The sequence below is a fragment of the Vibrio mexicanus genome (assembly GCF_001012815.1).
GTDB classification, from domain to species: Bacteria; Pseudomonadota; Gammaproteobacteria; order Enterobacterales; family Vibrionaceae; genus Vibrio; species Vibrio mexicanus.
Genome location: NZ_JYJP01000026.1, coordinates 112,321 through 139,197 on the forward strand (window position 1 = coordinate 112,321; position 26,877 = coordinate 139,197).

Consider the following 26,877-nt stretch of genomic DNA (forward strand, 5'->3'; position numbering starts at 1 on the left):
AGAGACTCGATAAAGAGGAATAAGAATGAGCCAATTTTTTTATGTGCACCCAGACAACCCTCAAGCACGTCTCATTAACCAGGCGGTCGCAATTATCCGCAATGGTGGCGTTGTCATTTATCCAACTGATTCCGGTTACGCATTGGGCTGCCAGCTAGAGAACAAACAAGCCTTAGAGCGTATTTGTCAAATTCGTCGCTTGGACAGCAAACATAACTTCACTTTATTGTGCCGTGACTTGTCGGAGATCTCACTCTACGCTCGTGTGGATAACGCAGCTTTTCGCTTATTGAAGAACAATACTCCAGGCCCTTACACCTTTATTTTTAAGGGGACGAAAGAGGTGCCAAGGCGTTTGATGAACGCGAAGAAAAAAACGATCGGTATTCGTGTTCCTGATAACCAGATAGCACTTGATTTGCTTGAGGCGTTAGGAGAACCAATGATGTCGACATCGTTGATCCTTCCGGGTAGCGAAAACACAGAATCGGACCCAGAAGATATCCGCGACAAGCTAGAGCACGCGGTAGACTGTATTCTTAATGGTGGTTATTTAGGCGAGCAGCAACAACCGTGGTGGACTTCAGTGAAGATGAGCCAGTCATCGCTCGTGTTGGTTCTGGCGATCCAACCCCATTTGAGTGATAAAATTGACTCGAAAGTGAGTGATTTTCTATAACGCTTCTGCGATAATACGCGGCCGCGATTTGAGGTCGCAATTTTTTATGTTCGACGTCTGTGAAGACGACAATAACTAGGTAGATAAATGAGCGAAAAGTTACAGAAAGTTTTAGCACGTGCTGGTCATGGCTCTCGCCGTGAACTTGAAGCGTTGATTAAAGCTGGTCGTGTAAGTGTAAACGGTGTAGTAGCAAAACTAGGTGAGCGCCTAGAGGACGAGAGTGCTGTTATCCGTATCGATGGTCATACAGTATCCGCGAAAGCTTCTGAAGAAGTGGTTTGTCGCGTTCTTGCATACTACAAACCTGAAGGTGAGTTATGTACTCGTCACGATCCTGAAGGTCGCCGTACGGTTTTCGATCGCCTGCCAAAAATTCGTGGTTCGCGTTGGATCTCTGTTGGTCGTTTGGATGCCAATACTTCTGGTCTACTGCTTTTCACCACTGATGGTGAGTTAGCGAATCGCCTAATGCACCCAAGCCGTCAGGTAGAACGCGAGTATCTCGTTCGTGTATTCGGTGAAGTGACTGAGCAGAAGGTGAAGAACCTTGTTCGTGGTGTCGAGCTTGAAGATGGTATGGCACGTTTCGAAGACGTTGTATACGCTGGCGGTGAAGGTATGAACCATACTTTCTACGTGGCGATTAACGAAGGCCGTAACCGCGAAGTTCGTCGTCTTTGGGAATCACAAGACACAACGGTGAGTCGTCTAAAACGTGTTCGTTACGGTGATATCTACCTAGACAAGAAACTGCCACGTGGCGGTTGGATGGAGCTAGACCTGAAAGAGGTAAACTACTTGCGTGAGCTTGTAGAACTTCGTCCAGAAAAAGAGACACTACTAGACCTGTCTAAAGACAACACGTCCCGCAAGCGTGAGCGTTCGCGTAGTCAGAAAATTCGTCGCGCAGTTAAGCGTCACGAAGAGCGCGTGAATACACCAAAAGGTCGCAGCAACAACCCATCTCGACGCAAGCCTAAGAAATCTGCAGGTGAGCAAGGGCTCGTTCTAAGAATCGCCGCTAGATAAGACAGGCGCTGATTACAGCAGAATTTAATAAGGCCGATAGCACTATATGCTATCGGCCTTTTTGTTGTTAATGATGCTAGGTTGTCGGTCAAATAGAAGGTAACACTTGCTTAAGCTCGTTGAGTAGTTTGAAGGCACTCTCTCCAGACATCTGGTAAGGGTTGAACTCGCGGCTGTTTGAGTATCTTAAGCAATATTCATTGTAGGTTCGACTGGTTGGCACATAGCCCATTGACCAGTCGCTAAATGTCCGTTCTGAAATCTCGCTGTAGTCGAGAATCACGGCGGTATGATGTCGTGCATCTTTCAAAATACAAGTGTAGACATTGTTGACGGCTTGTCTGGAACCTTCGATACATTGCAGGAAGTAGTCGCCGTTAAAGTACAAAATTCCAGTAAGGTCGTTGGCAGGATTGAAGCGCCGAGCGGATTCGAGAATGTTCTCAATAATGCCTGGGTCGTTGTGGGAGGTAATCGTGCTTGCGTATATCAAACGTACTAGGTGCATAGATCCTCACTGAATTCATAATAGAGTCGATAGTATCTATAAATATAATGCAAGTTTCATATGGTGCCATGACCAAAGATGAAATTTGGGCGCCAATTGAATAGCTAAGTAAACCGATTACATATTGATAGCCTTTGGCTCTGATGCTCGTGTAACTTTAAATGATAATATTTATCAAGAACTCCAAGTCGATTTTAGATAAACTATCCCCATCATCCATTTTTCAGATTTAATTATGTTCTATTTGTCTGCCGTTACAGTATTGTGGGCATTCTCATTTAGCTTGATAGGCGTTTACTTAGCGGGTCAAGTCGATGCTTGGTTCTCTGTTTGGATTCGAGTGGCATTAGCTGGCTTGGTCTTCTTACCATTTCTTAAATTCCGTGACGTACCAAAAGGCTTGATTGTAAAGCTGATGGCTCTGGGCGGGTTTCAGCTCGGTTTAATGTACTGCTTCTACTATCAGTCGTTTCTTCTACTCTCTGTACCAGAAGTGCTGCTCTTTACGGTGATGACACCAATTTACGTTACGCTTCTCTACGATTTATTGAACAAGCGCTTTTCCGCTTGGTACTTGGTGACGGCATTGATAGCTGTTCTCGGAGCCGTATTCATTCGTTATGCCGGAATCAACGAGCGTTTTGTGATGGGTTTTTTGGTCGTTCAAGGTGCCAATGTGTGCTTTGCTATTGGGCAAGTCGGTTACAAGGCGCTGATGGAAAAACAAACCCATGACTTAAAGCAACATACCATATTTGGTTATTTCTACCTCGGTGCATTAGTGATCGCGACTGTCGCGTTTGCTATTTTTGGCAATATTGAAAAGCTACCAACGACGACCACACAGTGGGGATTCTCGTGTATTTAGGGACGATTGCTTCTGGTGCTGGTTACTTCTTGTGGAACAAAGGCGCGTGCCAAGTGAACGCAGGTGTTCTAGCCATTATGAATAATGTATTGATACCAATGGGCCTAATTGTGAATGTTCTGATTTGGAATCGAGAAGAAGATCTAGGGCGATTACTGATTGGCGGTTTGATCATTGCCGCATCGCTTTGGCTAAATGAGAAGTGGGTGAAGAAGAAAGTTGAGCAAAAGTATGGTGAAGCTTGATCTACCGATAACTGGTTACCACTCTTAGACGTTTTAAAAGGCCGACTTGGATACCAAGTCGGCCTTTTGATTACTTCGATTTTCAAAATGCTTTATTCGAGTTAGAAGATGCCTTTCCTTTTGATTTTCTGAACATGAGCTAACCGTTCATTTAAATCTATCACAGGCGTTTTTTCCTCTGATTTGGCAGTTTTTGACTCGGAGCTTGAACTGGATGTGAGTGATAGGGACTGAATCAATTGAGTTTGAGCTTGGACTAAACTCTTAAGCTCTGTTAGCTGCGTAGCTTGAGACTTTACGATATCAATTAGGTGATCGTTTTGGCCCTTGGTCGCTAAAACAATATCGACAATGGTATCGTCGTGAACATCACTGCTTTGTTCATGCAGCTCATTGAGTTGCTCTCGAGTCAGTTGCGACTCAAGCTTGATATGTTCAGTGAGTGCTTCCTCCATTTTGGCCAAAGAATCAGCATTAAGGATGCCTGTGCCATTTGTTGGTGAAGCAGTAGAGTCGTGCAGCCCCAGGCTCTTAAGCGCCGCTATGAGTGTTTTAACGGTGATTTGGTCTTCTGTCAGCTGAGTGCTGAGGCGACTCGATAGTTCGGGGCTAAGCAGATGGAGAAACATGCCACTAAGGTACACTTGCTTGTGTATCGCTTTCGCATCATGGATTTCTAAGCTGCTCTCTGCGCTACTAGCAAGACTGGTGATTTTGTCCGCCCATTCGTGCAATACTTTGCTTGCGAAACGATCGGCAGGGATATTGAGCGGGTCGAGCAGAATTGAATAGCTTATCCGTTTTAGCCTATCAGACATTCACCACCTCTCGGTGCGGCATTTGTTCTGCAACAGCAGGCTGCTCTGGCATAGCGATAGATTCCCCGTCAGAGTGGTAGAGGCAAAGCTCTCGAGCAAGCGCTTCTTGAGGTTCGTCAACAAGAACTACACGATCACCTAGTGTGCTGTAAGCATTTTGAATCGCGGGATAGATTAGGCTAGCGCCGCCGCCTACAAGGTAAACTCGGTTTGGATTCTTAGCAAACTTCTTCGCCTCGTGCGCGACTTGTTTTCCGAGCTCTTCTATTTTGGTTTCAACTTTATTCAAAATCAGAGGAATTTGGGTTTCATCATTGACCACTTCACGTGCGAATTCGATATTGTTACGCTGCTTAATCAGTTCATTGGCGACTAAGTAACTTGAGTCACTGTCCGCTGCAGCAAGGTATTTTCTGGCTACATCTGTTACCATAGAAACACCGATCTCGTTGTTGCCGTAGATAGCTGATACATCATCAAATTCCCCGACAATGACACCCATATCCAATGTTGTACCGCCAATATCAATCACTAACGAGCGATTAAACTGGCTGACCGACTGCATGGTTAGCGTGGAAAGTACTGCTGGTAGGCTTTCTGGCATCACTTCTACATCAACAATATCAAATAGCTCGCCTTTATTAAGCTCAATTGCACGCATTAGGTTTTCGCGTTTGCGAGCAATTTTGTCTTCGTTCTTTTGGCAATCTTCGGCATCGTAGTACTCTGTTATTGGCAAGGTTACTACGAGTTTTACAGGTCCTGGCTTAATACCGGTTTGTAACAGAGCATGATGGACAGAGAGTAGGTTCAAATCGTCATATTGATAATCGACATGAGTGGTCTCTAACGCTTTGTCAGATGTCATGTCGTAGGTGTATTTGGTTGAGTTAATGGTGTAATTGTAGATTTTCTTATCTTTACGAAGCGCTGCGCTTTTCCAGTTTTTTCTAAATGAATTTGGAGAGATAACCGTGCGTATCTCGCCATTTTCAATCCAACTGATTTTTACGTTTGTTGAACCATCATCAACTGCAAACTTAAATGGGGTCATTTGATTCCTACTACTTTTAAATCATGGTGTTACCGCTTCATGGCAGTAAATAAAAAACCACTCCTAATAGCAAACTTGAGCCCAAAGGTTTGAAGAAGGGCAGCATAAAGAAGAAATAGGTCCATTTCGACTTAAGTGAGTGGCAAGTTTGGTCGTGCCAGATTGGATTAATAGCTCAGGCGTAAGTCATTGATCAAAAACATGTCATGTACGTGTAGCGTTTGAAAAGTAAGCTGTCGGATGCAAAAGGATTGAAACGAAAAAATTAGATGTTTAAACTCGATTTAAACAAGATAGAAGTGACGATATGACTCCGTTGGAGAGATACCTAGCTAGGAGATCGATGTCGTCAAAGTGGTAAGTTTGTAATCAAAAAATGTCGAAGAAAAAGAAACGTCAGATAAGTCCACTGTTGGGTATCATCTACTTGATCATTATTTTTGGCCCTGCACTTTGGTTAGGGCATATGTTTGGATAGCGAGAATAAGGTATCCAGCGCTTTAGCATTCAAAAAAAGAAAGGCCGAATCTGCTCGATTCGGCCTTTTTGTTTCTCACTACGATACACTTAGCACGCTACATTGCGGCTTTCTTCGCTTCGTCCACCCATGCGTCAAATTGAGATTGATTCGCTTTGATCCAACCACTCACATGCGATTCGATATCGGCCACGCTGTTCTTGCCTTGGCTCATCATCATATTTTGAGCACTCACATCATTGATGTTGAGTTTGATGATTTCAAACAGTTTTGCTGCGGCTGGGTTTTCTGCAGCAAATTGTTTGTTAACAACAATGCGCATTGAGTTCATTTCGAAACCGTAGTTTTTGCCGTTTTTCAGTGTGGTATCCACACCCTTGCGCTCACCAGGTAGAGCAGAGAATGGCACTTCTAGCCAAACCACGTCTTTACCTGGACAAGTACGCCACTTACCCAGTATGGTGTCCAAGTGTAGTAAACCACTGGATCACCTTTCTTATAACGAGAGATCGTGTCAGCGATAATAGCCGCATAGTTACCTTGGTTGTGCGTGACCGTATCACGCAAACCATAAGCGGTGAGCTGTTCTTCAATCACTAGCTCACAACCCCAGCCCGGGTTACAACCCGTAAGGTCGGCTTTGCCGTCACCATTTGCATCAAACAATTTGGCAATTTCAGGATCTTTCAATTGCTCTATATTGGTAATGTTGTACTTCTCAGCGGTTTTCTTATCCATTAAGTAGCCTTGAGCCGCACCACTGACATACTGACCTTGCATGTAGAAACTGTCGTCGCCACCAGACATAGTGTATTTATCGGCATGCAGTGGGAACCAACCTACCGCTAGGAACGTAGCATCGCCCTTGGCAATGGACGTATAGCCAACGTTGTAGTCTACTTCTTTGGTTGGTTGAACATCGTAGCCAAGTGCTTCTAAAGCTCGATTCACGATAAGTGTTTGGAAAGTCTCTTCAGCAACGGTTGACTGTACTGGCTGTACAACGACACCTTCACCAGGAAGTGCAGCTGCTAACGTGGTGCTAGAAAATGCGATAGTTGAAACCGCACCCAGAGTTAGTGCTCTTTTCCATGAGTTATTCATTTATATTTCTCCTTGAGTGAAGCTTCAGGCTTACTGCCTGCAGCAATGAATTTTGTGAAAAACGAAATTGGGCCAGAGTGGTACCAACGAACCTTAGTATCGCCGGCGTTAGTGCCAAGTTCTTGAGTAATGCGATCAAGTAAAATAGCCAGAATGACGATGCCTAAGCCGCCCACTGAGGCAAGGCCCATATCCAAGCGACCTATACCACGTAAAACCATTTGCCCTAATCCTCCAACGGCGATCATTGAAGCGATAACGACCATTGAGAGCGATAGCATTAGAGTCTGGTTCACACCTGCCATGATAGTAGGTAGAGCAAGAGGCAGTTGAATGCGATAGAGCATCTGCTTTTTGCTTGCACCAAAGGAGTGTCCGGCTTCAATAAGCTCTTCTGGCACCTGTTGGATACCCAAAATGGTCAGCCTCACGACAGGCGGTAGGGCGAATATGATGGTCACAACCACGCCGGGAACATTACCAATACCAAATAGCATGACGATTGGAACGAGGTAAACAAATGCGGGTGTCGTTTGCATTGCGTCGAGAATGGGCCGCACTATTTTTCCTGCCGTTTCACTTCGTGCCAACCATATTCCTAAGGGAAGGCCGATAAGTAGACAGAAGAACACAGAGGTCATTACAAGCGATAAGGTCGTCATCGCTTCGGACCAAGCGCCAATTAGGCCAATAAAGACGAGCGAAAACAAAGTCGCCACACCAAGTCGTAAGCTTGAAAACTGCCAAGCAAACAAGAAAAGTATCAGAATCATTAACGGGGCTGGTGTTGAAACAAGCGCGGTTTCAAAGGACATCAATATGAAGTCAATCGGGACGCGAATCGCTTGGAAGACGGGGCGGCCATGTTCCACCAACCAGTTGAGACCAGTTTCTACCCAAGAATCAAGGGGAATAATGGCTTCCTGAAATGGGTTCATTACGTCGAACTGAGCCTTTTCTACGGTCTCGGTTGTGAGCCAGTCATTGGAGGCTGATGTATCAGCCGCTTGGCCCCAAGGGTCAGCTTGCTCGGTAGTTTGTGCCCAAGGATCGCTCTGTTCTTGAGATTGTGACCACGGGTCACTGTTAGATTGTTCGTCTGACATTGCCTAGTCCTTATCTAAAGTCTGAAGTAATCGTGATTTAGTCACAACACCGTAGTAATTGCCGTCATCGTCGACAACTGGAACAGAGTAGGGAACGCTGGCAACGATGCCTAAAATGTCATTGATGGGTTGATTAGGTTGCAGTGTGATGCCGTCGGTGAGTTCGGCACTGGCGAGAGAGCGATTTTCATTGTGTGCTTCACGAAGCGATTCAACAGAAACAATGCCCGAATAACGGCTGCTCTTCTCAACAATAATTCCATAGTCACGGTCGTTGTCGATAAGAATTTGCATCGCTGAGGCTGGGCCGTCATGCTCAGACTTCTTAAACACCGCAGCGGGTTTCTTACGAGCGATATCTTTGGCGGTAAGAACATTGGCTACGTTTACTCCCCTAAAGAAGGCGGCAACATAATCATTTTCAGGGTTATGCAGAATTTCATCGGGTGTACCGACTTGAACGACAGATCCGTTTTGCATGATGGCAATTCGATCGCCAATGCGCATCGCTTCATCCAAATCATGTGAAATAAACACAATGGTGCGTTTGTCATCATTCTGTAGTCGAATAAGCTCATCTTGCATTTCGGTACGAATCAATGGGTCTAGGGCAGAAAATGCCTCATCCATTAATAGAATATCTGGGTCACAGGCTAAGGCGCGCGCGAGCCCAACTCGTTGCTTCATGCCACCAGATAACTCATCAGGGAATGAGCTACAGTAAGCCTCTAAGCCAACACGCTCTAGTGCTAGGTATGCTGAGCGGTTACGGGTTTCTATGTCGACCCCTGCCAACTCGAGCCCAAATGCTGCATTTTCAATCACCGTCATGTGGGGCATAAGTGCAAAGTTTTGAAACACCATAGAGATATTGTTTCGGCGGACTTCGCGCAGTTCTTCATCAGAGATATGAGCAATGTCTTTCCCTTTGAAGAATACATTACCGCGGGTGGGTTCTATAAGACGATTTAGTAAGCGAACTAGGTAGATTTACCTGAGCCAGATAGACCCATGATAACGAAGATTTCTCCTTCGTTGATGGACAGGGATACATCATCAACGCCGAGAGTGAGGCCAGTTTTTTCAAAAATAGTGTCTTTGTCGTTTCCTTTCTCTATCAGGGGAAAGGCACGTTCGGGGTCTTCTCCGAACACTTTGTATAGTCCCTTAACTTCCAGTATGGGATCCATGAAATAATTTCCTTTAATATCTTGTTTATATATGTAAACAAATAAAACCTTACGTGTTATTGGCGAATAATTCAATGTAGAAGCAGAAGAGGGCTGAATTTATATTCTTTTTAGGCTGTATACGGATACAGTAATATTGGGCTTAAGGTAATGATAAGTAGTGGTTTTCAATCTGGTTTTGATGAGTTTTCGGTTTTAAGAAGAATATTTGTAAAGTGATGTGAAAGCGCATGAAAAATATGACTTGAGTCCAATAGTTAACAAATTGGGATTTATGGCTTTGTAATTTCTATTGGTAAGCAAGTAATGTGCAATGCTGTGAATGTAATCTAAATGAGTAGATAGAATGATCAGTCGCCAAGGAATAGAATATCGCTTTTGTAAAAATGAGAACGCGTCGGAGTGCATCGTAATTTGCACTGGGGCAGGGGTTCACATCCATCATAATGTTTGGTTGCAAGACGAGCTGGCGAAACGTTGCAGTGTTCTGTTATACAACCGCGGAGGATATGGCGAAAGCAAGCTTGAACAGCCCAAGCGTACTTTAGAAGCTGTAAATGCTGAGCTCGAAAGTCTTGCTGATGAACTTGAACTGGATAACATGATCTTATTGGGGCCTTCCTTAGGGGGTTACTACGCTCGCTATTACAACTATCTGCATCCTGAGCGAGTGAAAGGGGTTATCAACATCGACACCCGAATTAGTAATCTGTATGCAAAGATTGAAGATAAATTGTCCGCTGAAGAGAAAGAGGCCGTTGCCGAGTATTTCGCGCCGTTGCAGTTAGATGACCAACTCGTGCAGTCAGAAATAGAAGAAGTCTTTACTATGGAGTTTAATCAGTTTCGATATCATGAGACGCCCGTGCTGAATTTTTACAATACTAGGTATGGCGAGGGTTTAGAGTTTTTATCAGAGTTGATTGTAAATGTTGAAAAGCATGAAGCAGAGATGGATAAAAACGTTAAGCTTGTCTTCTCGGATGTTGGCCACGATATTATCACTCACGATACAGAGTACTTTTTCTCTGAAGTCGATAAGTTCCTTACTGAAATAAGATAGTGGGATAACTCGGGATTTGAAAAAAGGGAGCGTGAGCTCCCTTTTCGGTTTATAGCGTTTGAGTTAACTGGTGGTAACGACCTTGATTGCGAATAAGGTCATTGTGATGACCAAACTCGACCACTTCACCTTGCTCAATAAGGCAGATTGCATCCATCTTATCGAGATTGACTAGGCGGTGAGTAATGAATATCACCGTCTTATCCGTCAGGAACTCGTCAAACAGCGCCATAATTTTCTGCTCTGTTTTTTTATCTAGCCCTTCGGTTGGCTCATCAAGCAGAACAATAGATCCATTGTGAAGTAAGGCTCGAGCAATTCCTATGCGTCGCTTCTCTCCTCCAGAGAGTTGCCGGCCGCCTTCGCCAAGCCAAGCATCGAGCCCTTGTTCTTCTAACAATTTCTCTAACCCAACCTTGGCTAACGTATGTTGAAGTAATGTGTCGTCGACCGTTGGATTCGCCATTAAGAGATTATCTCGCAATGTACCATTGAGGATATCGACGCGTTGGCTGACCACAGTAATACTCTTACGTAGCTGGCTCTCACTCCATTGAGTCAGCGGAACGCCAGCAATAGAAATTGAACCTTGGTTTGGATCCCAATAGCGCGAAAGCAGTTGTAGAAGAGTCGATTTCCCTGAGCCAGTTTGGCCGACAATGGCCACCTTTTGCTTAGCTTCAACAGTAAGAGACACTTGCTTTAATACTTGCTGCGAACTGTCTGGGTAGTGAAAATCGACATGATCAAACTCGATTCGGTAGTCTTGCTTTAGTTCGATGTCGTTTTCTGGGAAGGTCACATCTGGCTCAGCCAGAATAACCTCATTCAAACGTCGAGCAGAGGTGAGAGTTTGGCCTAGGTATTGGAAAGCGCCAGCGATTGGCATGAGTAGTTCAAAGCTCGCCATCGTTGCGAACGCAACAAGCGCGATCAGCGGGTCAGGAGTGTTGCCTGCAACGCCATCTGATGCCAACCATAGAATTATAATCAACGTCCAACCGTTAAACAGCAGTAGTAGAGCTTGAGCTAAACCTGAATAATGCGCGTTGACTCTTTGGTTGTTAAGGAGCTTATCTTGTTCGGTTAAAATCGCTTTTTTGTAACGCTCTTCAGCACCAAATAGCGTTAGCTCACTGAAACCCTCTAACCAATCCAATGTGGCGATTCTTAACTTAGAGCGAGTCTCCGTCAGCTGCTCACCATTTTTTTGTCCTAGTTTGTAGAACAAGATAGGCCAAACTATCAGTAGGACCATCAAGATAGCGCCAAGCGTTAAACCGAGTGTGGTGTCAAACCATACGAGGAACGCCGTGAGGGCCGCGATACCAAATACGCCAACCACGACAGGCTGATAAGCCTTAAATAGACGTGATCCATTGCATCGACGTCGGCGACCAATCTATTGAGAAGATCGCCATCGCGAAGGTTGGAAATACGTCCTGGAATGAGAGGAGCCAGTTTCTTGAAGAAAAAGATTCTCAGATCCGTTAACAGCTTGAAGGTTGCATTGTGGCTTACGACGCGCTCGCCCCAGCGCCCCGCAGTTCGACCCATCGCAAAACCGCGTACAAACGCGCCCGGCAGCATGTAGTTAAACGTCTCTCGCGCAACCGTAAGGCCAGCGACTGCCGCGGCAGACAGGAACCAACCCGAGAGCGTGAGCAGGCCAATTGAAGCGGCTATAGTTAAGAACGCGAGGATCATGCCCAGAGAAAGGCCAAACCAATGCTTCTTATAGAGTTTTAAATAAGGGGCTAATTCACGCATCGAGGTTCCCCTCATTACTTTGATTCGCCGCTAAGTTTGCGTCGAGCATTTGTTTGAACAGTCCATCGGTGTTAGCAAGATCTTGGAAGCCCCCAGATTGAGCCAATAGCCCATCTTGCATAACCAGAATTTGGTCTACGTTTTTGAGTGGAGCGAGTTGGTGAGTGACCATAAGTGTGGTTTTACCTGCACTTTGGGTATCGATGCCTTGCATCACTAATCGCTCACTGCGGGCATCCAAGCTGGCGGTTGGTTCATCTAGCAGCCAGAAGCGTCCGTTTTGCAGCATAGCGCGAGCCAATGCTAGGCGTTGAGCTTGTCCAACAGATAAGCCGCCGCTGCGGTCACTGATTGGGTAGTCCAAACCATGTTGGGCAACAAACTCTGAAGCGTAAGATTGCTCCAAGACTTGGTTTACTTGCTCTGAAGTGAATTCACTTTGGCCAAGGGTTACGTTGTCTTGAATTGTTCCATGCAGTAACAGAGGGTTTTGACCGACCCAGCTAATTTGCTTGCGCCAATCTGCCATGTCCACTTGGTTTAGTTCGATTCCATTAACCGTGAGGTGACCTTTGTAGGGTAGGAAACCGAGAATGGCATTGATTAAACTTGTCTTGCCCGCACCACTTGGGCCAACAAGCGCAGAGGTTTGTGCTGGCGAAATTTCGAATGAAATGGGACCCAAAAGTTTTGTGCCTTCTGGGCTAAAGACCTCTAAGTCAGTCGCCTTGATTGCAATAGCACCGTCTTGGTCAATTAGGGTGGTACCCGATTGAACCTCGGTTACGTCGGTCTCTAGAAATTCAACAATGCTTTCGGCTGCACCCACCGCTTGCTGCTTGGCATGATAGAAAGTTCCAAGGTCGCGAAGGGGTTGATAAAACTCTGGGGCTAAAATCAAGATGAATAAGCCTGCAAACAGAGTGACACCGACACCGTAGTGACCAAAGTTAAGTTCACCAATGAAGCTGAAACCAAAGTAAACCGCGGTAATTGCGATTGAAATGGAGGTAAAGAATTCTAAGACTGCAGAAGACAAAAACGCGATTCGGAGTACGTCCATTGTGCGAGTTCTGAAGACTTCTGATGCACCTTTTAGCACTTCGGTTTCTGCCTTGGTGCGGTCAAACAGGCGGATAGTGGTCATAGCTTGTAAACGGTCATAGAAGTGACCGGATAGTCGCTGCATCGCCTTGAAGTTACGACGGTTAGCATCAGCAGCTTTACGACCCACTAGCGCCATAAAGATTGGAACGAGTGGAGCCGTGATCAGGAAGATCAAACCGGCTGCCCAGTTGATTGGGAATACGACGACGAGAATGATGAATGGAATGAATACCGACAGAGACATCTGCGGCAAATAGCGCGAGAAGAAGTCTTGCATGTCTTCGACTTGCTCTAGCAGTAGAGTTGCCCAACTTCCCGCAGGCTTGCCTTTGATATAGGCTGGCCCAAGTGCACGCAGTTTATCGAGGATAAGTTGCCTTATGTAAACGCGGACTTTTTCCCCACAGCGAAATCCAGCAATTTCGCGCCCCCATGCACAGCCAGCTCTCGCGACCGTAATGGCGATTAATCCAAGAAACTGGGGAATAAGGCTATGCTTGTCGGCGTGTTCCATAATGAGCTGATGGAGAATGGACGCTAATAGTGCCGCCTGAGCTAGGAGAAACAAGCTTGATAAAACCCCGAGCCGACAGCAATCATCAGCCAGCGTTTGGCTAGCCGACTTTGCTGCTTGAGCCAATTATTCAAGCTGCGTTGTTTTTTCTTATCCATTTGAAAGTTTTAATGATAATTATTTTGACTGTTGAGCCGGGCATTATACAAAAGAAAGCCCGACGGTTATACCGTCGGGCTAGAGGGATTTGAACTAAAAGTGCAAATTAAAGGTGCGTAAATTGATGGTATCGATTTGGGTTACGCTTTGTCAGCAAGGCCATCAAGATAACGCTCTGCGTCCAGTGCCGCCATACAGCCTGTACCGGCAGAAGTGATCGCTTGACGATAGTTATGATCCATAACGTCACCTGCAGCGAATACACCTTCAACACTTGTTTGTGTTGCGTTGCCGTCTAAGCCAGACTTGACGATGATGTAGTCATCTTTCATATCCAGTTGGCCTTTGAAGATCGCCGTGTTTGGCTGGTGGCCGATAGCAATGAATGCACCCATGACATCAAGTTGCTCAATGTTGTCTGATTGAGTGTCTTTGATTCGTACGCCAGTCACGCCCATGTCATCACCAACGACTTCTTCAAGTGTGCGGTCTGTGTGCAGAACAATGTTGCCATTCTCTACTTTATCCATCAGGCGTTTCACTAGAATCTTTTCTGCGCGGAACGTATCACGACGGTGGATCAGATGAACTTCTGAAGCAATGTTTGATAGGTACAACGCTTCTTCAACGGCTGTGTTACCGCCACCGACAACCGCGACTTTTTGGTTACGGTAGAAGAATCCATCACACGTCGCACAAGCTGAAACACCGCGGCCTTTGAATGCCTCTTCAGACTCAAGACCTAGGTACTTTGCAGAAGCACCTGTCGAGATGATTAACGCATCGGCGGTATATTCATTACTGTCACCCGTAAGTTTAAATGGGCGCTGGCTAAGATCGACTTCATTGATATGATCAAAGATCATTTCTGTTTCAAAGCGTTCGGCGTGCTCTTTCATGCGCTCCATGAGGTTTGGACCTGTCAATCCTTCCGCATCGCCTGGCCAGTTTTCTACTTCAGTGGTTGTGGTTAGCTGACCACCTTGCTGCATGCCTGTTACAAGTACAGGTTTAAGGTTCGCTCGCGCGGCATAAACTGCTGCTGTGTAGCCAGCTGGGCCCGAGCCTAGAATTAGAAGATTACAGTGTTTCGCGTTGCTCATTATTGCTCCAATCCAAATGGATACAGGCCCACGTCCGGCCCAGAGATTAAGTCTTTATGGTTAGGAATATATAGGGTTAGTTGAGGCACTTTCAAGATGCAAAGCGTAAATAACCGTGTATTGATAGCAGTAATAGGGGCTGCCTATCAATCTATATGTTTAAAAAGTGACTAAATAAGACAAAGCACGATGAAGCTTATGCTACATCGTGCTTTATTTTGTTCTCAACTCGAGATATTGATTAGTCGTCGCTCACTTCGACTTCATAGGAAGAGAATTTGCGAATGTTGATCACGCCGGTATCAAAAATCAGGTACTGGCCTTTGATTCCTTTCAGCGTGCCAGTGACTTCAGGGTTTTTATCGAAGTTATGAGATGTGATTTTTGCTGGGTGCTCAAGTACTGGGTAGTTGAGCTCAGTGATTGCATCGTTAAGCACTTCAATAGCGTCTTCGCCGTAAGTAGCTTTGATCTGTGCGAGCTTGTCTTCGACCAACGGAAGGAGTCTAGCGGCTTCCGCATGTAGGTCTATAGGTTCCCCATCCTGTTTGAGAAGGGTGCGCCAATTGGTTTTGTCTGCAATGTGCTTAGCCAGTTCAACTTCAATCAGGCCAGAGATGAGTCGACTCTTTACCTTAAGAATAGGTAGGCCTTGTGTTGCGCCTTGGTCAATCCATCGCGTTGGAATTTGCGTGTGTCGGGTGATGCCTACCTTCAGAGAAGAGGTGTTTGATAGGTAGACAAAGTGATCGACCATACAGTTGTCTTCACCCCATTGAGGTTCACGGCATGTGCCTTGGTCGAAATGGCAGGTTTCTGGCTTCATGATGCACATATCGCAGCTTGCCAGCTTCTTCATGCACACAAAACAGTGGCCTTGAGAGTAGCTTTTTTTGGTTTTCTTTCCACATGAGCTACAGAAGATATTACCCGTATGGCTAAGCGTGATGTTTTTTCCGATATAAGGAGAGAGGTCGACTAACTCATCACCGACAGGTAAGTGATACTGAACGTTCTCTAAGTTGGCACCTTTTAATTTTTTTAGTGTGCCTTTTGCTAATAGTGACATGACTTTGCTCTATAATTTTAGTTAGAACGTCAGTGTAGCAAATTCCGGCTTCACGGTAATGAGGTTTCCTACTGGCTTGTATTAGCAATTGTTGAAATAGGTCATAATTTTGCGTCTAATACAAAAGTTTATTAGGAGAGTTTCATATTTCCAACGTATCATACCGTTAATCTTATCAATTGATGGAGTCTGGTAAGGTGATCGCAGGGATTTTTTTTGTACCCGTATTAGGCATTTTGTATGGTGAGCTGTAGTGAAATTGATTCATAAAGCAGTCGCTTTTCTAGTCGCAGTGACGTTGGTCATTGTGTACCTCTATTTGTTTTATGGCGATAGCGTGTGTACACTCTATCTCCTGATAGGTTGTCGTACTTTCCTACCAACGACCAGACTCAAGGTGGTCTCTCCACTTCTTCAATTGATTATGTCGATGGCGAAACAGTGCTCAGCTGTGAACTCAAGGAAAGCGAGTACCCTTGGCCCTATTGTGGTGTGTCTATTCATGTCAACGAAGATCCGACGATTGGCTTAAATCTCAGTAAGTACCACACAGTGAGGCTTAACGTTGATTTCATTAACTTAGAAACGGGCTCTTACCCTCGAATGCGTTTCTATTTGCGCAATTTTAACCCTGCTTATTCGACAGTCGATAATGAATACACCCATAAGTACAACGGTTTAGAATATCTTCCTTCCTATGAACAGGGTGCCATTGACATCCCAATAGGTAACTTACAAGTTCTCACTTGGTGGCTGGTTGATAACAACATACCTATCGAACACTCGGCACCTGAGTACGGAAACATCAATAAGATCGAATTCGCGACGGGTTCCGGAGCTGGTATTGGCCACTACAAAATGGTCATCAAAGAGGTCTCATTCATCGGGCAGTATGTTGAAGGTGAAGAACTGTTTTTGACGCTGCTATTTATGTGGATATTCCTCGTCGTGGTATGGAGTGGTAGCGAAATCCGACGCGGCAGGCGAGTCGTCAAACAAGCAGAACTTCGTCAAGAGCACCTCACGTTCATTAACCGCTCACTGCGAGCACAGAACTTCCAGTTCGCAGAACTTGCCCACCGTGATGCACTGACTGGAGCCATGAACCGCCACTCAATAAGAGACTGGTTTAAAGCCCAAGTAGAGAATAAAGGCCCAGACCCTCTTGAACTGTCGATCATTTATATGGATATCGATTTTTTTAAGAAAGTAAACGACACCTATGGTCATAAGATGGGGGATGATATCTTGCGAGAGTTCGCAATGGTTGTCATGAGTGCCACGCGTAAAACGGACCGATTAGTCAGGTGGGGTGGGAAGAGTTTGTTCTTTATTGCCCAAGAACCTCGCTTGAAGAAGCAACCATTGTCGCTGAAAATGTGAGAAAGACCGTTGAAAACCACATTTGGGTTCATGGTGATTTGTTAACGTGTAGCCTAGGCGTCGCGCAAATTGGTGATGAGCGGCACACCGAAGCGCTCGCGCGTGCCGATGAAGCACTTTATTGCGCTAAACGTGATGGGCGAAATCGTGTTGAAGTCAGTCAGTTTAAGAAAAGAGCGCAAGCTTAATTGAACGATATCAGAATGTTAGTTTTGCGTAATGGGCTATTTGCCTGAGTATTCGTTTTCCGACTCATTTTGACTGACGATCGCATTCCGCCCGATGGGCTCTTTGGGCCCTAGGAATTTCGGTTCCGTACCAATGATATACAAGTCTAGAAAAGCTTTTGCCCGAGCAAAAATTTCGCGAGTTCTAACTTTATACCCTGAATGATTGGTTGGGCCTGGTACCGCCAGACATTGGGCATTGATGCGTGATAGTTGGCAATGAACAGAGCGCGTTCACAGTGGAATTTCTGTGAAATGATTAAGAAGTTGTCAGTATCAAAAATCAGTTTGGCCCTTAAGACCGAATCCAACGTTCGAAAGCCCGCGTAATCCAAGAATATCTGGTCCTCTGGTACGTCCGCTCTCATTAAATCTCGCTTCATCGTCCAAGGCTCATTGTATGAGCGATGGGCGTTGTCGCCACTGAGCAGAAAGTTGTCTACCTTACCGTTTTGATATAAAGAAATCGCGGCATCAATGCGGTGTTTGTAGTAGTCGTTGAGGGTACGGCCAAGATATTTGCTGGTGCCGAGAACGACAGCCACATCGAAGTTCTCGATCTCTTGTTCACTTTTGATGATTTGTCGGTGGGCCTGGACCGTTACCCAAGCGTCGATAACAGTGAGTGATGCGGCGGTAACCACGAGAAGTGCAAATAGATATTTCACTACTGTGTAGCAGCGATAGACGAAGCTTTTGGTGGGATTCGGCTTTCTAAAAATATTGCGCACTATACTTGTCGGTTCCTTTGTGCCCAAGCTCCTATAGCAAAGAAGCTCACAATAACAGTAATCAGCATGATGCCAGCGTCTAGGCTTCTTAATGTCTGAGAGATGTAAGGTGTTGCTTTTACGATGATTAAACCGTAACCAAAAGCATTGATCAACACAAACACCAAGGTTCGTACAATAAATGACTCGTTTCTCAACATCGCGCAGAGAGCACGATTAATTTTTCCACCGCTAATAACGAGTAAGCAAGCGACCAACGCGGTTGAGATTTCAGAAAGATATGGGTAGAGATGACGCCCAAGCGAGTTAAAGAGGTCCATAATCAGGTGCATGAAAAACCCTAGGTAATAATTAGGAATGAGTTGGATAAAAACGCTAAGAAGTGTAGGGACGGTTAGGACAAAATAACAGTAAAAAGCTGAAATGATGAAAGCAGATCATAAAATTATTCTGGCCCAGTGAAAAAGCAATAAGTGTTGCATTTCAATGAGCAGAATAGATAGATCTAGAGAATTAGAACGATGTACGTTTGTAGCGACGGTAAACCGGCTGCCAGAAGTGCTGGTCAATCGCTGACTCTAGTGCTTCGTCGGTGATTTCTAAGGCAACGCCCTGCTCAATTGCTTTTTTCGCAACCGCGAAAGCAATCTTCTTAGATACCGAGTGAATCGCTTCAAGTGGCGGTAAAAGTGCACCATGGCCGTTAATTGCCAGTGGTGAGCATGTGGCCAACGCACGGCTCGATTCCATCAACATTTCATCGGTAACACGCTTAGCGCCAACGGCAAGGACACCCAAACCAATGCCAGGGAAAATATAGCTGTTATTACATTGAGCGATTGGGTAAGTCTTTCCGTCGTGCACGACAGGTTCAAATGGGCTACCTGTTGCAACCAGCGCTTCACCATTTGTCCAACGAATAATGTCGTTCGGTGTTGCTTCAACGCGGCTAGTTGGGTTTGAAAGTGGGAACACAATTGGGCGTTCGCAATGGGCATGCATCTCTTTAATGATGTCTTCGCTAAACAAGCCCGGAGCTCCAGATACACCAATCAATACCGTTGGTTTCGCATTCTTCATTACATCAAGTAGTGAGAAGGCGGTACCATCACTTTCCCAGTCTGCTGTATCTGCATGTTTCTGAACCAGACGCTGTTGGAAGTCCAGTAGGTTTGGCATGCCTTCTTGTAGCAGGCCCCAGCGGTCAACCATGTATACTTGTGAGCGAGCTTGCTCATCAGAAATACCTTCAGACACCATTTGCGCAATGATCGCTTCTGCAATACCACAACCAGCAGAACCTGCACCTAGGAAAGTGACACGCTGCTGAGATAACTGACTTCCCGCCGCTTTACATGCTGCAAGCAAAGAGCCGACGGTAACTGCAGCAGTGCCTTGAATATCATCATTGAAGCAGCAAGTGCGATCTTTGTAGCGTTCAAGAAGTGGCATTGCGTTCTTCTGCGCAAAATCCTCAAACTGGATAAGTGCATCAGGCCAACGGCGCTGCACTGCCTGCATGAACTCTTCAACAAACGCATCGTACTCTTGACCAGTAATACGAGGGTGACGCCAGCCCATGTACATTGGGTCTGCAAGGCGCTGCGGATTGTTCGTACCCACATCCAATACGATTGGTAGCGTATAGGCAGGACTGATACCACCACATGCGGTGTAAAGTGCAAGCTTACCGATTGGAATACCCATACCACCGATGCCTTGGTCCCCTAGACCAAGAATTCGTTCGCCGTCGGTCACAACGATGACTTTTACGTTATGGTTTGATGCGTTGTTCAGTAGATCATCGATACGCTCGCGATTGGCGTAGGAAACAAACAGGCCACGTCCACGACGATAAATGTTTGAGAAGTTTTCACATGCCGCACCAACGGTTGGCGTATAGATGATTGGCATCATCTCAGAAATGTGGTTCTGAACTAAGCGGTAAAATAAGGTTTCGTTGGTGTCCTGAATGTTACGCAAGTAAATGTGCTTATCCATGTCACTTTCGAAGTTTTTGTATTGCTGATACGCACGTTCCACTTGCTCTTGGATGGTTTCCGTTGATTCTGGTAGCAGCCCCTCAAGGTTGAACGATATACGTTCTTCAGTGGTGAATGCACTGCCTTTGTTAAGAAGTGGTGTACTAAGAAGTGCAGGTCCTGCATAGGGGATATATAGGGGGCGTTTGTCGTTGTTCATTCGAGGCCTATCGTAGGGGTTAGCAAACAATAAAAAATAGAAGGTGGTAAACACTTTGTAAACAGATTCTACCTTATCTTTAACGCTTAATCTTCGCCTAATCCGACACTTAACGATATAATTTGAGGCAATTTTCTATCGATATTAAACATTATGCATTCTCTTCCTATTGATCCCATCAAAGATAAATTCATTGAGCGACTTAACGATACTCACTTAGTGGTAGAAGCAGAGACAGGATCGGGAAAATCGACTCGCCTTCCTTTATGGGCGAGCGAGCAAGGAAGAGTCTTAGTCATTGAGCCAAGAAGGATAGCCTGTACGTCCCTTGCAGGGTTTCTGGCAAGCCAACGCGGCGAGACTATTGGTCAGTCTGTTGGTTATGCGATCAAACTCGAGAACCGATACAACGAAAATACCAAGGTGGTGTTTGTTACTCCAGGCGTTGCTCTCAAATGGTTTGCCGACAATCGCTTGGGGAGTTTGATGTTGTCGTTATTGATGAGTTCCACGAGCGTCGATGGGATACGGATCTTTTGCTTGCTATGCTTAAGACTCACTCAAAGCATCGGTTGGTGCTGACATCGGCCACAATGAATAGCCACGCTTTAGCGAAGTATGTCTCTGGCGATGTGATGGCTGCGAGTGGTCGTCAATTTGAAGTGGTCATTAGCCATGTCGAGAGTGAAGCTCGCACCCTTCCTAACGCTAAGAACCTCGAACAAAGAGTGTCACGTGCGATCCGCCAAGAACTTGATTCGGGTGATGGTGATATTTTGGTCTTTCTACCGGGTCGAAAAGAGATCGCCCAGTGCCAATCTATGTTATCGGGGATTGAAGACTTACTTGTCGCGCCATTGCACGCTTCTGTGAGTGATGAGGAGCGGGATGTTGCGATACACCGCCAGCCTCAACGCAAAGTGGTTCTCGCAACCAATGTGGCGGAAACGTCCCTCACTATTGATAACATTACATGTGTGATCGACTCTGGTTTGGAGCGAAGAACCGTGCAGCGAAACGGGCGCACAACCTTAGTGTTAACCCATATTTCGAAAGCGAGTGCGAAACAAAGAGCAGGCCGAGCAGGGCGTATTCGAGATGGTCGCTGCATTCGGCTTTACGGTAAAGACGCTGCATTGGAATCGGTTACCCCACCAGAGCTGCAAAGAGAGAGCTTAATCGAGCCGATGGTCGCCGCCGCTCAGAGTAACTTCTGCATCGAAACACTAGAATTGTTGGAACCGCTGCCTGAAAAGTCATTGGCCATCGCTAAAGATACACTTCTAAAAATGAGTGTGATTGATGAAGCTGGCCACGTAACAGATCATGGCCGATCGCTTTCCCCTCTGCCATTAGAAGCATTTTATGCCGACCTAGTGAGTCGCATGGAAACTAAGGCGCTAAAAGAGGCGATGGTCGACCTGACCGCAGGACTCTCGGTATATTCATCCTTGTATTCATTATCCTCAAATCCTGACAGGCACGAAGCACTCAACAAAGAAGAACCGCGTTGCTGTGATGCCGCCGTCGTGATTCGATTAGTAAGAGGAGAGCAACTGTCGGGCGTATTCGTCGACGAAAGTGTTCTTAAAGAGGCGCAAGGTATTTCGGCTCAAATGCGCGAGTGCCTGCAACTTCCGCAGCTTGAGGTGGCGAGCCGTTATGACCACACTGAGCTTGTCAAACAGGTGGCTAAGTGGTCACCACAAAGCGTATTCGTAAGAAGAGCTCGGCGTCGTGAGGTGCTGGCTAATGGTCAGATGGAAGCGGTATTAGGCCGCCAAACTCGATTCGCAGAGAGCGCTGAAGCAGCGTTATTCTAGACTTTCACTATTTACCGGGGCGAGGCGTAAAAGAGACGTTAAATATAGCGACTGTATTGATGCCTTTGCCGCTAGAGCATATTGAAAAGCTTGGCTTAGGTGGATGGAAGCAAGTTAGCAGTAGTGCTGAAGATGGGGAGATTATTTCTGAGCTTGAGTATCAATACGCAGGTAGGGTAATTGCAAAGCGACAAGAAAACGCAACAGGAGGAAATGCCCTTTTGGCAATGGTGGAGGCGGTCAAATCTGAGGAGTATCTGCCAGGCTTTTACCAGCAGCGTTGGCAACAGATTGAACACTGGAAGCTTTTTGTACAGCTTAACCCTAATCAGATGAACCACGAGAAGTTGACCTCGACAGAGTCGGTTGAGAGCAGCAATGTTTCGTTCGAATCTTGGTTTACAGAGCAATTGGAGCAGTTGGGCGTTGAGACACTAGAAGACTTGGAATTGTTTGCTGCCAATGATTTCCCGTTTCACGGAATCCCTGAGTGGGAGTACGAGGACTTTGCAGAGCTTTATCCATTTGAACTAGCGCTGAGTGCTCTAAATTTGACGGTTGAATACGAGCCTAAGAAAAAGCTTGTTTACGTTGTTTATGCGAACGGCCTACGTAAGACTGCTCCTAAGCGATGGGAGCTTCCTCGTTGGAATGGTTGGCGCATCCAATACAAAAAAGCCAGTCGAATTGTTGATATTCGATGATGTATTTTTTTTAACTGAGAAATATTAACTGTTCGTACCCACTATTAAAAATGCTGTACGGCAAATGTTATGAGATTGGTTTTTATATGCCATTTATGTGCGCAAAAAGGTAATAAAATACCAATCTTCTATATCCTATTGCTATATAGGCAATGCTCAACCATAGTAGTTTTACTCCTTAGACACCACGCAACTTAGACTATGCCGGAGAAAATGATATGGACTATCAAGATAGCCAGCAGTGCGTTGAGTTTGACTACACGACTTTCCTTGGTGCCTCTTGCAGTAAAAAATGGACGTTTCTGGAAGCAATGAGCACGTTTGCTCCGATTTTCAGCATTGTCTGGAAAGACAATGTGAAGGAGCTATCAACGCCCGAGGATAGGCTTTGGGATGCTGCTCTTAAGTCACTGTCGGCAAGCCGAAGTGATGAATCGAATTTGATTACCTTGTGTGAACTTGCGAAATACGAGGGTATCGAAAAGCTGAAGCTGGTGATGCCATATGCATTAGAGCAGTCTCAGATCGAGCGCATCATGAATCGAACTCACGCTACTTTCTCGCCAACAACGAGCGAGGAGTTCCTCATTAACCTCATTGAACAGTAATTAGAAAGCTCCCTAGGGAGCTTTATTTTTTGTATCTGATTATCAAGCCATCTCACAGACTCGCGGTCAAAGTGCAATTAATTGATTAGATATCCTATTATTTCAGTTATCATTATGAAGAACATAATGAAAAAATGAGGTGAAGGATGACCCTAGAGCGAACTTATCACAAGCTTGTATCAGTGGTCGGCTGCTCTATCTTGGCTAGTGTTATTTATACTCCACAGGCTGAGGCCCAGTCGGCAAAAACCATCGACGCGCATTACGATTATTTATACGCCGATGTCACGTCTGGCCGGTTCGATGCTGATGATGGGCAAGATGGCAATGCGACATCATTAGCGATTGGTGTAAGCCAAGTGTTTAATCAAGATTGGCTGTTTGTTACAGATTACTCAGCGCGATTTTTACATCCCGATAATGTAACGGTTCAGCGCTATACCCTAATGCCTGGAATTGGCTACCGCTATTCGTTAAGTGATAGTTGGGATATATCGTCACGCGTTAAAGCAGGTATGATCTGGTCTCAAGTAAAACTTGATGGTACCGATGAGAAAATAAATAAAGACTCAGAGTTTATTTACGGTGCAGACGTGGCGCTAAGGTTTTTTGCAACAGAGAAGTTGAGTTTCTTAGCTTCGGCTGAACTTAATCGAAGCGACATCGTGGATGAGAACATATACATCGCTCGAGCTGATTATAGAGTCAGTCAGCGTTTCACCTTCGGTGCTTTTTACTCATACCGAAGTGACGATACACTGTATGTGAATGAAGGCGGCCTCTCTTTGAAATACGCCTTTTAGTCGCCAGAATGATAGAACAAAAAAGAGCCAGCGATTGCTGGCTCTTTTTTGTTCTGCGTTAGCGAAATTATAGGACAGCCGCGATGCCTTTACATAGTGGGTCCATATTCGCTTTAGTCATACCTGCAACACTGATTCGGCCAGAACCGACAATGTAGATACCGAACTCTTCTTTCAGACGGTTTACTTGCTCTTTGCTTAGGCCAGAGAAAGAGAACATGCCATTTTGACGCTCGATGAAGCTAAAGTCTGCATCAACACCTTCCGCTTTCAATGTTGCAACAAACAGCTCACGCATCTCTTGAATACGATCACGCATTTCAGCTACTTCTTGTTCCCATTCAGCGCGAAGGTCAGCATTGTTAAGGATGTGAGTAACAACGGCACTACCGTGCGCTGGTGGGTTAGAGTAGATTGAACGAATGATGCCTTTAACTTGCGAGAATGCTGTTGTTGCCACTTCTTCGTTGTCTGCAACCAGTGTAAACGCACCTACACGCTCGTTGTAAAGACCAAAGTTTTTAGAGAACGAGCTCGCGACTAGGATCTCTTTGTTGTACTTAGCAAAAGTACGAAGGCCAGCGGCATCTTCTTCAACGCCTTTTGCAAAACCTTGGTATGCGAAATCGAACAGAGGAAGTAGGCCTTTGTCTGCGACAAGCTTAGCCAGTGTTTCCCACTCTTCAGCAGTCGGGTCGATACCGGTTGGGTTGTGGCAGCAGCCGTGAAGAAGAACGATATCGCCAGCAGACGCTTTCTCTAGGTCTGCAACCATGCCTGCGAAATCTTTATCTTTAGTTTCTGCGTTGTAGTAGCTGTATTGAGCGGTTTCAATACCTGCCGCAGAGAATACACCATTGTGGTTTGCCCAAGTTGGGTTACTGATCCAGATCTTAACGTCGCCAAGTTGGCGTTTGATGAATTCACCCGCTACGCGAAGTGCACCCGTACCACCTGGAGCTTGAGCCGTTTTAGCACGTTTTTCAGTAACAACTGATGAATCTGCACCGAAAAGCAGTTTTTGTACAGCTAGGCCGTACTCTGCAGTCCCTTCAATCGTTAGGTAAGATTTAGTTTTTTCAGTCTCTAACAGCGCAGCTTCCGCTTTCTTTACTGTCGTTAGAACAGGTGTTTCACCCGCTTCGTTTTTGTAAATACCAACACCTAGGTTGATCTTTTCTGCGCGTGTATCTTTCTTAAACTCTTCAGTTAATCCAAGGATCGGATCGGCGGGCGCTGCGAGAACTTTTTCAAACATATCTATCTTCCATGTCAATTGAAATGAGGTTGAGATATTTATACCTTTCAACGTGTTTTGGTACAACCGTAAATGAAAGTTAATTTGGCTAAATAGGGGATTTTTGGAAATAAGAGGGTGAAAGGAACAAAAAATTAAGTTTTGGCCTGTCAGAAGAATGTTTGGATAGTATCAAAATATATTCATGGACTGTTAAGTTGCTCTAAAGTATTTATGCAACCAGTGAAATATCGTGTTATTGATCATGCAACTAGTTAAGTAGTAATGTTTTTGTCGGATAAATATATTCAAATATGGAGTGAATTTATATTCATATTAGTTATCTATTTATTAGTAAGGGGAGTTAAATGATGGGTTTTAAACTAGGGATTGGAGCTGTTCTTGTATCAGCAGCACTTCTTGCTGGTTGTGACAGCGATGATGATTCGACGACTTCAGCAGCGGAGACTTCTAATGAATCTGAGACAACAACATATTCTGGTACGTTAGTCGTACCAGAGTCTACAGAGAGTCGAAGTGCTCGAACATTGAAATTGGGTAGCCGCATATCCAGCTATAATAATGACTGCCAAAATGTACCTGCGGGTTACCTACCTATGTCTAGTGCGACGGTAGTGGTTGAAGATACAGTTGGTGCCCAAGTAGGGATCACAACGACAACCGATAACTGCGGTGCATTTGTGATTCAGGTTCCAGTTGATTCTGCTGATACAGAAGGTTATGTTATTGCAGCAACATCAGACGGATATAAAGCCTTAAAGGCTAATGCTGGCAACTTTCAGCAATCAGGAAGCACGACAAACTCAAGTGCAATTGCGTCTACAATCCCATCAGCTGCATCTTATGTGATTAGCGCGATGCAAAAGGCCGACGGAAGTCAACTAATGTTCTCAGTGACAGACTCTGTGACCAATAATGCAGTAATCCAATTATCTCAAAGTGCGTTTTCTTTAGAAATAAACAATTCTCCAGCGAGTATCTTATCTCTAAATACTTCGGATCAACTTGAAGTCGCTAGTACCAATGTATTAACGCTTGATGCTAGTGGTTCAATGACCGTTAATGCTGAGGATGAAAACAATCAGGTTGTTACAGATGATAACGGTAATCCGTATACTTTATTTCGGCTAACGGCTGCTGCCGCTCACCAGTTTATACAAGAAAAATCAGATTCTGATGAAGTAGCAGTGGTCGCTTTTGATCACGATGTTGACGTTGTTAATGACACTTTATTAGCGAATTATGTATTACGTGATGCTGACAGTAATGAA

At 45.3% G+C, this 26,877-nt stretch carries 13 protein-coding genes and 10 pseudogenes; 9 read left to right on the forward strand and 14 right to left on the reverse strand.

What is annotated here, in order from left to right; all coding sequences use genetic code 11:
• Positions 1 to 25: 25 nt before the first annotated feature.
• Together UA76_RS04845 and rluB are read left to right on the forward strand one after the other, a co-directional pair.
• A pseudogene (locus tag UA76_RS04845) lies at positions 26 to 645 on the forward strand (L-threonylcarbamoyladenylate synthase).
• Between the two features lie 121 nt (positions 646 to 766).
• A complete protein-coding gene (rluB, locus tag UA76_RS04850; protein WP_047043656.1) occupies positions 767 to 1,711 on the forward strand; it encodes a 23S rRNA pseudouridine(2605) synthase RluB in 945 nt (314 codons plus the stop codon).
• An 88-nt stretch (positions 1,712 to 1,799) separates the two neighbouring features.
• On the opposite strand, the gene UA76_RS04855 is transcribed toward rluB, so the two are convergent.
• Positions 1,800 to 2,219 carry a BLUF domain-containing protein gene (locus UA76_RS04855; protein WP_047043659.1) on the reverse strand — a complete coding sequence of 140 codons (420 nt, stop codon included), beginning with the start codon at positions 2,217 to 2,219 and terminating at the stop codon, positions 1,800 to 1,802.
• Positions 2,220 to 2,454: 235 nt separating this feature from the next.
• Between UA76_RS04855 and UA76_RS04860 the strand changes: the two are divergent.
• Positions 2,455 to 3,332: pseudogene (locus tag UA76_RS04860) on the forward strand (carboxylate/amino acid/amine transporter).
• Positions 3,333 to 3,433: 101 nt separating this feature from the next.
• On the opposite strand, the gene UA76_RS04865 reads toward UA76_RS04860, so the two are convergent.
• The 5 genes and pseudogenes from UA76_RS04865 to proV all read right to left on the reverse strand — a co-directional run bounded on the left by UA76_RS04865 (position 3,434) and on the right by proV (position 9,082).
• A complete protein-coding gene (locus tag UA76_RS04865; RefSeq protein ID WP_047043661.1) occupies positions 3,434 to 4,150 on the reverse strand; it encodes a hypothetical protein in 717 nt (238 codons plus the stop codon).
• The gene (gene parM / locus UA76_RS04870; protein WP_047043662.1) at positions 4,143 to 5,204 is read right to left on the reverse strand and encodes a plasmid segregation protein ParM domain-containing protein; all 1,062 of its coding nucleotides are present in this window, start codon (positions 5,202 to 5,204) and stop codon (positions 4,143 to 4,145) included. The genes UA76_RS04865 and parM overlap by 8 nt, the downstream gene beginning before the upstream one ends.
• Before the next feature lie 575 nt (positions 5,205 to 5,779).
• Positions 5,780 to 6,786 (reverse strand): annotated as a pseudogene (proX, locus tag UA76_RS04875) (glycine betaine/L-proline ABC transporter substrate-binding protein ProX).
• Positions 6,783 to 7,892, reverse strand: a complete 1,110-nt coding sequence (gene proW, locus UA76_RS04880) for a glycine betaine/L-proline ABC transporter permease ProW (protein WP_047043664.1) — start codon at positions 7,890 to 7,892, stop codon at positions 6,783 to 6,785. The pseudogene proX and the gene proW overlap by 4 nt, the downstream one beginning before the upstream one ends.
• Before the next feature lie 3 nt (positions 7,893 to 7,895).
• Positions 7,896 to 9,082 (reverse strand): annotated as a pseudogene (gene proV / locus UA76_RS04885) (glycine betaine/L-proline ABC transporter ATP-binding protein ProV).
• Between the two features lie 346 nt (positions 9,083 to 9,428).
• On the opposite strand from proV, the gene UA76_RS04890 reads away from it, so the two are divergent.
• Positions 9,429 to 10,145: an alpha/beta fold hydrolase gene (locus UA76_RS04890; protein WP_047043666.1), complete on the forward strand. Its 717-nt coding sequence runs from the start codon at positions 9,429 to 9,431 to the stop codon at positions 10,143 to 10,145.
• Positions 10,146 to 10,194: 49 nt separating this feature from the next.
• Here UA76_RS04890 and cydC read toward each other — a convergent pair.
• From cydC to UA76_RS04910, 4 genes and pseudogenes are all read right to left on the reverse strand, one after another.
• Positions 10,195 to 11,915: pseudogene (gene cydC / locus UA76_RS04895) on the reverse strand (heme ABC transporter ATP-binding protein/permease CydC).
• Positions 11,908 to 13,694 (reverse strand): annotated as a pseudogene (cydD, locus tag UA76_RS04900) (heme ABC transporter permease/ATP-binding protein CydD). The pseudogenes cydC and cydD overlap by 8 nt, the downstream one beginning before the upstream one ends.
• A gap of 141 nt (positions 13,695 to 13,835) precedes the next feature.
• Positions 13,836 to 14,798 (reverse strand): thioredoxin-disulfide reductase, encoded by a 963-nt coding sequence (gene trxB / locus UA76_RS04905; protein WP_047043668.1) that lies wholly within the window; start codon positions 14,796 to 14,798, stop codon positions 13,836 to 13,838.
• Positions 14,799 to 15,039: 241 nt separating this feature from the next.
• The gene (locus UA76_RS04910; RefSeq protein ID WP_047043670.1) at positions 15,040 to 15,867 is read right to left on the reverse strand and encodes a DUF2797 domain-containing protein; all 828 of its coding nucleotides are present in this window, start codon (positions 15,865 to 15,867) and stop codon (positions 15,040 to 15,042) included.
• A gap of 253 nt (positions 15,868 to 16,120) precedes the next feature.
• On the opposite strand from UA76_RS04910, the pseudogene UA76_RS04915 reads away from it, so the two are divergent.
• A pseudogene (locus UA76_RS04915) lies at positions 16,121 to 17,438 on the forward strand (GGDEF domain-containing protein).
• Positions 17,439 to 17,474: 36 nt separating this feature from the next.
• Here UA76_RS04915 and UA76_RS04920 read toward each other — a convergent pair.
• From UA76_RS04920 to UA76_RS04930, 3 genes and pseudogenes are all read right to left on the reverse strand, one after another.
• Positions 17,475 to 18,235, reverse strand: a pseudogene (locus tag UA76_RS04920) (SanA/YdcF family protein).
• Positions 18,208 to 18,531, reverse strand: coding sequence for a DUF3392 domain-containing protein (locus UA76_RS04925; protein ID WP_420340897.1), 324 nt, complete (start codon positions 18,529 to 18,531; stop codon positions 18,208 to 18,210). The pseudogene UA76_RS04920 and the gene UA76_RS04925 overlap by 28 nt, the downstream one beginning before the upstream one ends.
• A 190-nt stretch (positions 18,532 to 18,721) precedes the next feature.
• On the reverse strand, positions 18,722 to 20,410 hold the full coding sequence (locus UA76_RS04930) for an NAD-dependent malic enzyme (RefSeq protein ID WP_047043672.1): 1,689 nt from the start codon (positions 20,408 to 20,410) through the stop codon (positions 18,722 to 18,724).
• A gap of 153 nt (positions 20,411 to 20,563) precedes the next feature.
• On the opposite strand from UA76_RS04930, the pseudogene UA76_RS04935 reads away from it, so the two are divergent.
• The 3 genes and pseudogenes from UA76_RS04935 to UA76_RS04945 all read left to right on the forward strand — a co-directional run bounded on the left by UA76_RS04935 (position 20,564) and on the right by UA76_RS04945 (position 24,348).
• A pseudogene (locus tag UA76_RS04935) lies at positions 20,564 to 22,937 on the forward strand (helicase-related protein).
• A gap of 218 nt (positions 22,938 to 23,155) precedes the next feature.
• Positions 23,156 to 23,545, forward strand: a complete 390-nt coding sequence (locus UA76_RS04940) for a hypothetical protein (RefSeq protein ID WP_047043674.1) — start codon at positions 23,156 to 23,158, stop codon at positions 23,543 to 23,545.
• A 146-nt stretch (positions 23,546 to 23,691) separates the two neighbouring features.
• Entirely contained in the window at positions 23,692 to 24,348 is a 657-nt protein-coding gene (locus tag UA76_RS04945) for a porin family protein (protein WP_052771951.1), read from the forward strand.
• Between the two features lie 67 nt (positions 24,349 to 24,415).
• On the opposite strand, the gene UA76_RS04950 is transcribed toward UA76_RS04945, so the two are convergent.
• The gene (locus UA76_RS04950) at positions 24,416 to 25,606 is read right to left on the reverse strand and encodes an amino acid aminotransferase (RefSeq protein WP_047043675.1); all 1,191 of its coding nucleotides are present in this window, start codon (positions 25,604 to 25,606) and stop codon (positions 24,416 to 24,418) included.
• Positions 25,607 to 25,953: 347 nt separating this feature from the next.
• Here UA76_RS04950 and UA76_RS04955 point away from each other — a divergent pair.
• Positions 25,954 to 26,877: pseudogene (locus UA76_RS04955) on the forward strand (vWA domain-containing protein); the annotation flags it as partial.

Excerpts from the sequence above, each read along its gene's own strand:
- UA76_RS04910 (WP_047043670.1), bottom strand. The coding sequence starts at position 15,867 with ATGTCACTATTAGCAAAAGGCACACTAAAAAAATTAAAAGGTGCCAAC.
- UA76_RS04855 (WP_047043659.1), bottom strand. The coding sequence starts at position 2,219 with ATGCACCTAGTACGTTTGATATACGCAAGCACGATTACCTCCCACAAC.
- parM (WP_047043662.1), bottom strand. The coding sequence starts at position 5,204 with ATGACCCCATTTAAGTTTGCAGTTGATGATGGTTCAACAAACGTAAAA.
- UA76_RS04940 (WP_047043674.1), top strand. The coding sequence starts at position 23,156 with ATGGACTATCAAGATAGCCAGCAGTGCGTTGAGTTTGACTACACGACT.
- rluB (WP_047043656.1), top strand. The coding sequence starts at position 767 with ATGAGCGAAAAGTTACAGAAAGTTTTAGCACGTGCTGGTCATGGCTCT.
- proW (WP_047043664.1), bottom strand. The coding sequence starts at position 7,892 with ATGTCAGACGAACAATCTAACAGTGACCCGTGGTCACAATCTCAAGAA.
- UA76_RS04930 (WP_047043672.1), bottom strand. The coding sequence starts at position 20,410 with ATGAACAACGACAAACGCCCCCTATATATCCCCTATGCAGGACCTGCA.
- UA76_RS04865 (WP_047043661.1), bottom strand. The coding sequence starts at position 4,150 with ATGTCTGATAGGCTAAAACGGATAAGCTATTCAATTCTGCTCGACCCG.
- UA76_RS04890 (WP_047043666.1), top strand. The coding sequence starts at position 9,429 with ATGATCAGTCGCCAAGGAATAGAATATCGCTTTTGTAAAAATGAGAAC.
- trxB (WP_047043668.1), bottom strand. The coding sequence starts at position 14,798 with ATGAGCAACGCGAAACACTGTAATCTTCTAATTCTAGGCTCGGGCCCA.
- UA76_RS04950 (WP_047043675.1), bottom strand. The coding sequence starts at position 25,606 with ATGTTTGAAAAAGTTCTCGCAGCGCCCGCCGATCCGATCCTTGGATTA.
- UA76_RS04945 (WP_052771951.1), top strand. The coding sequence starts at position 23,692 with ATGACCCTAGAGCGAACTTATCACAAGCTTGTATCAGTGGTCGGCTGC.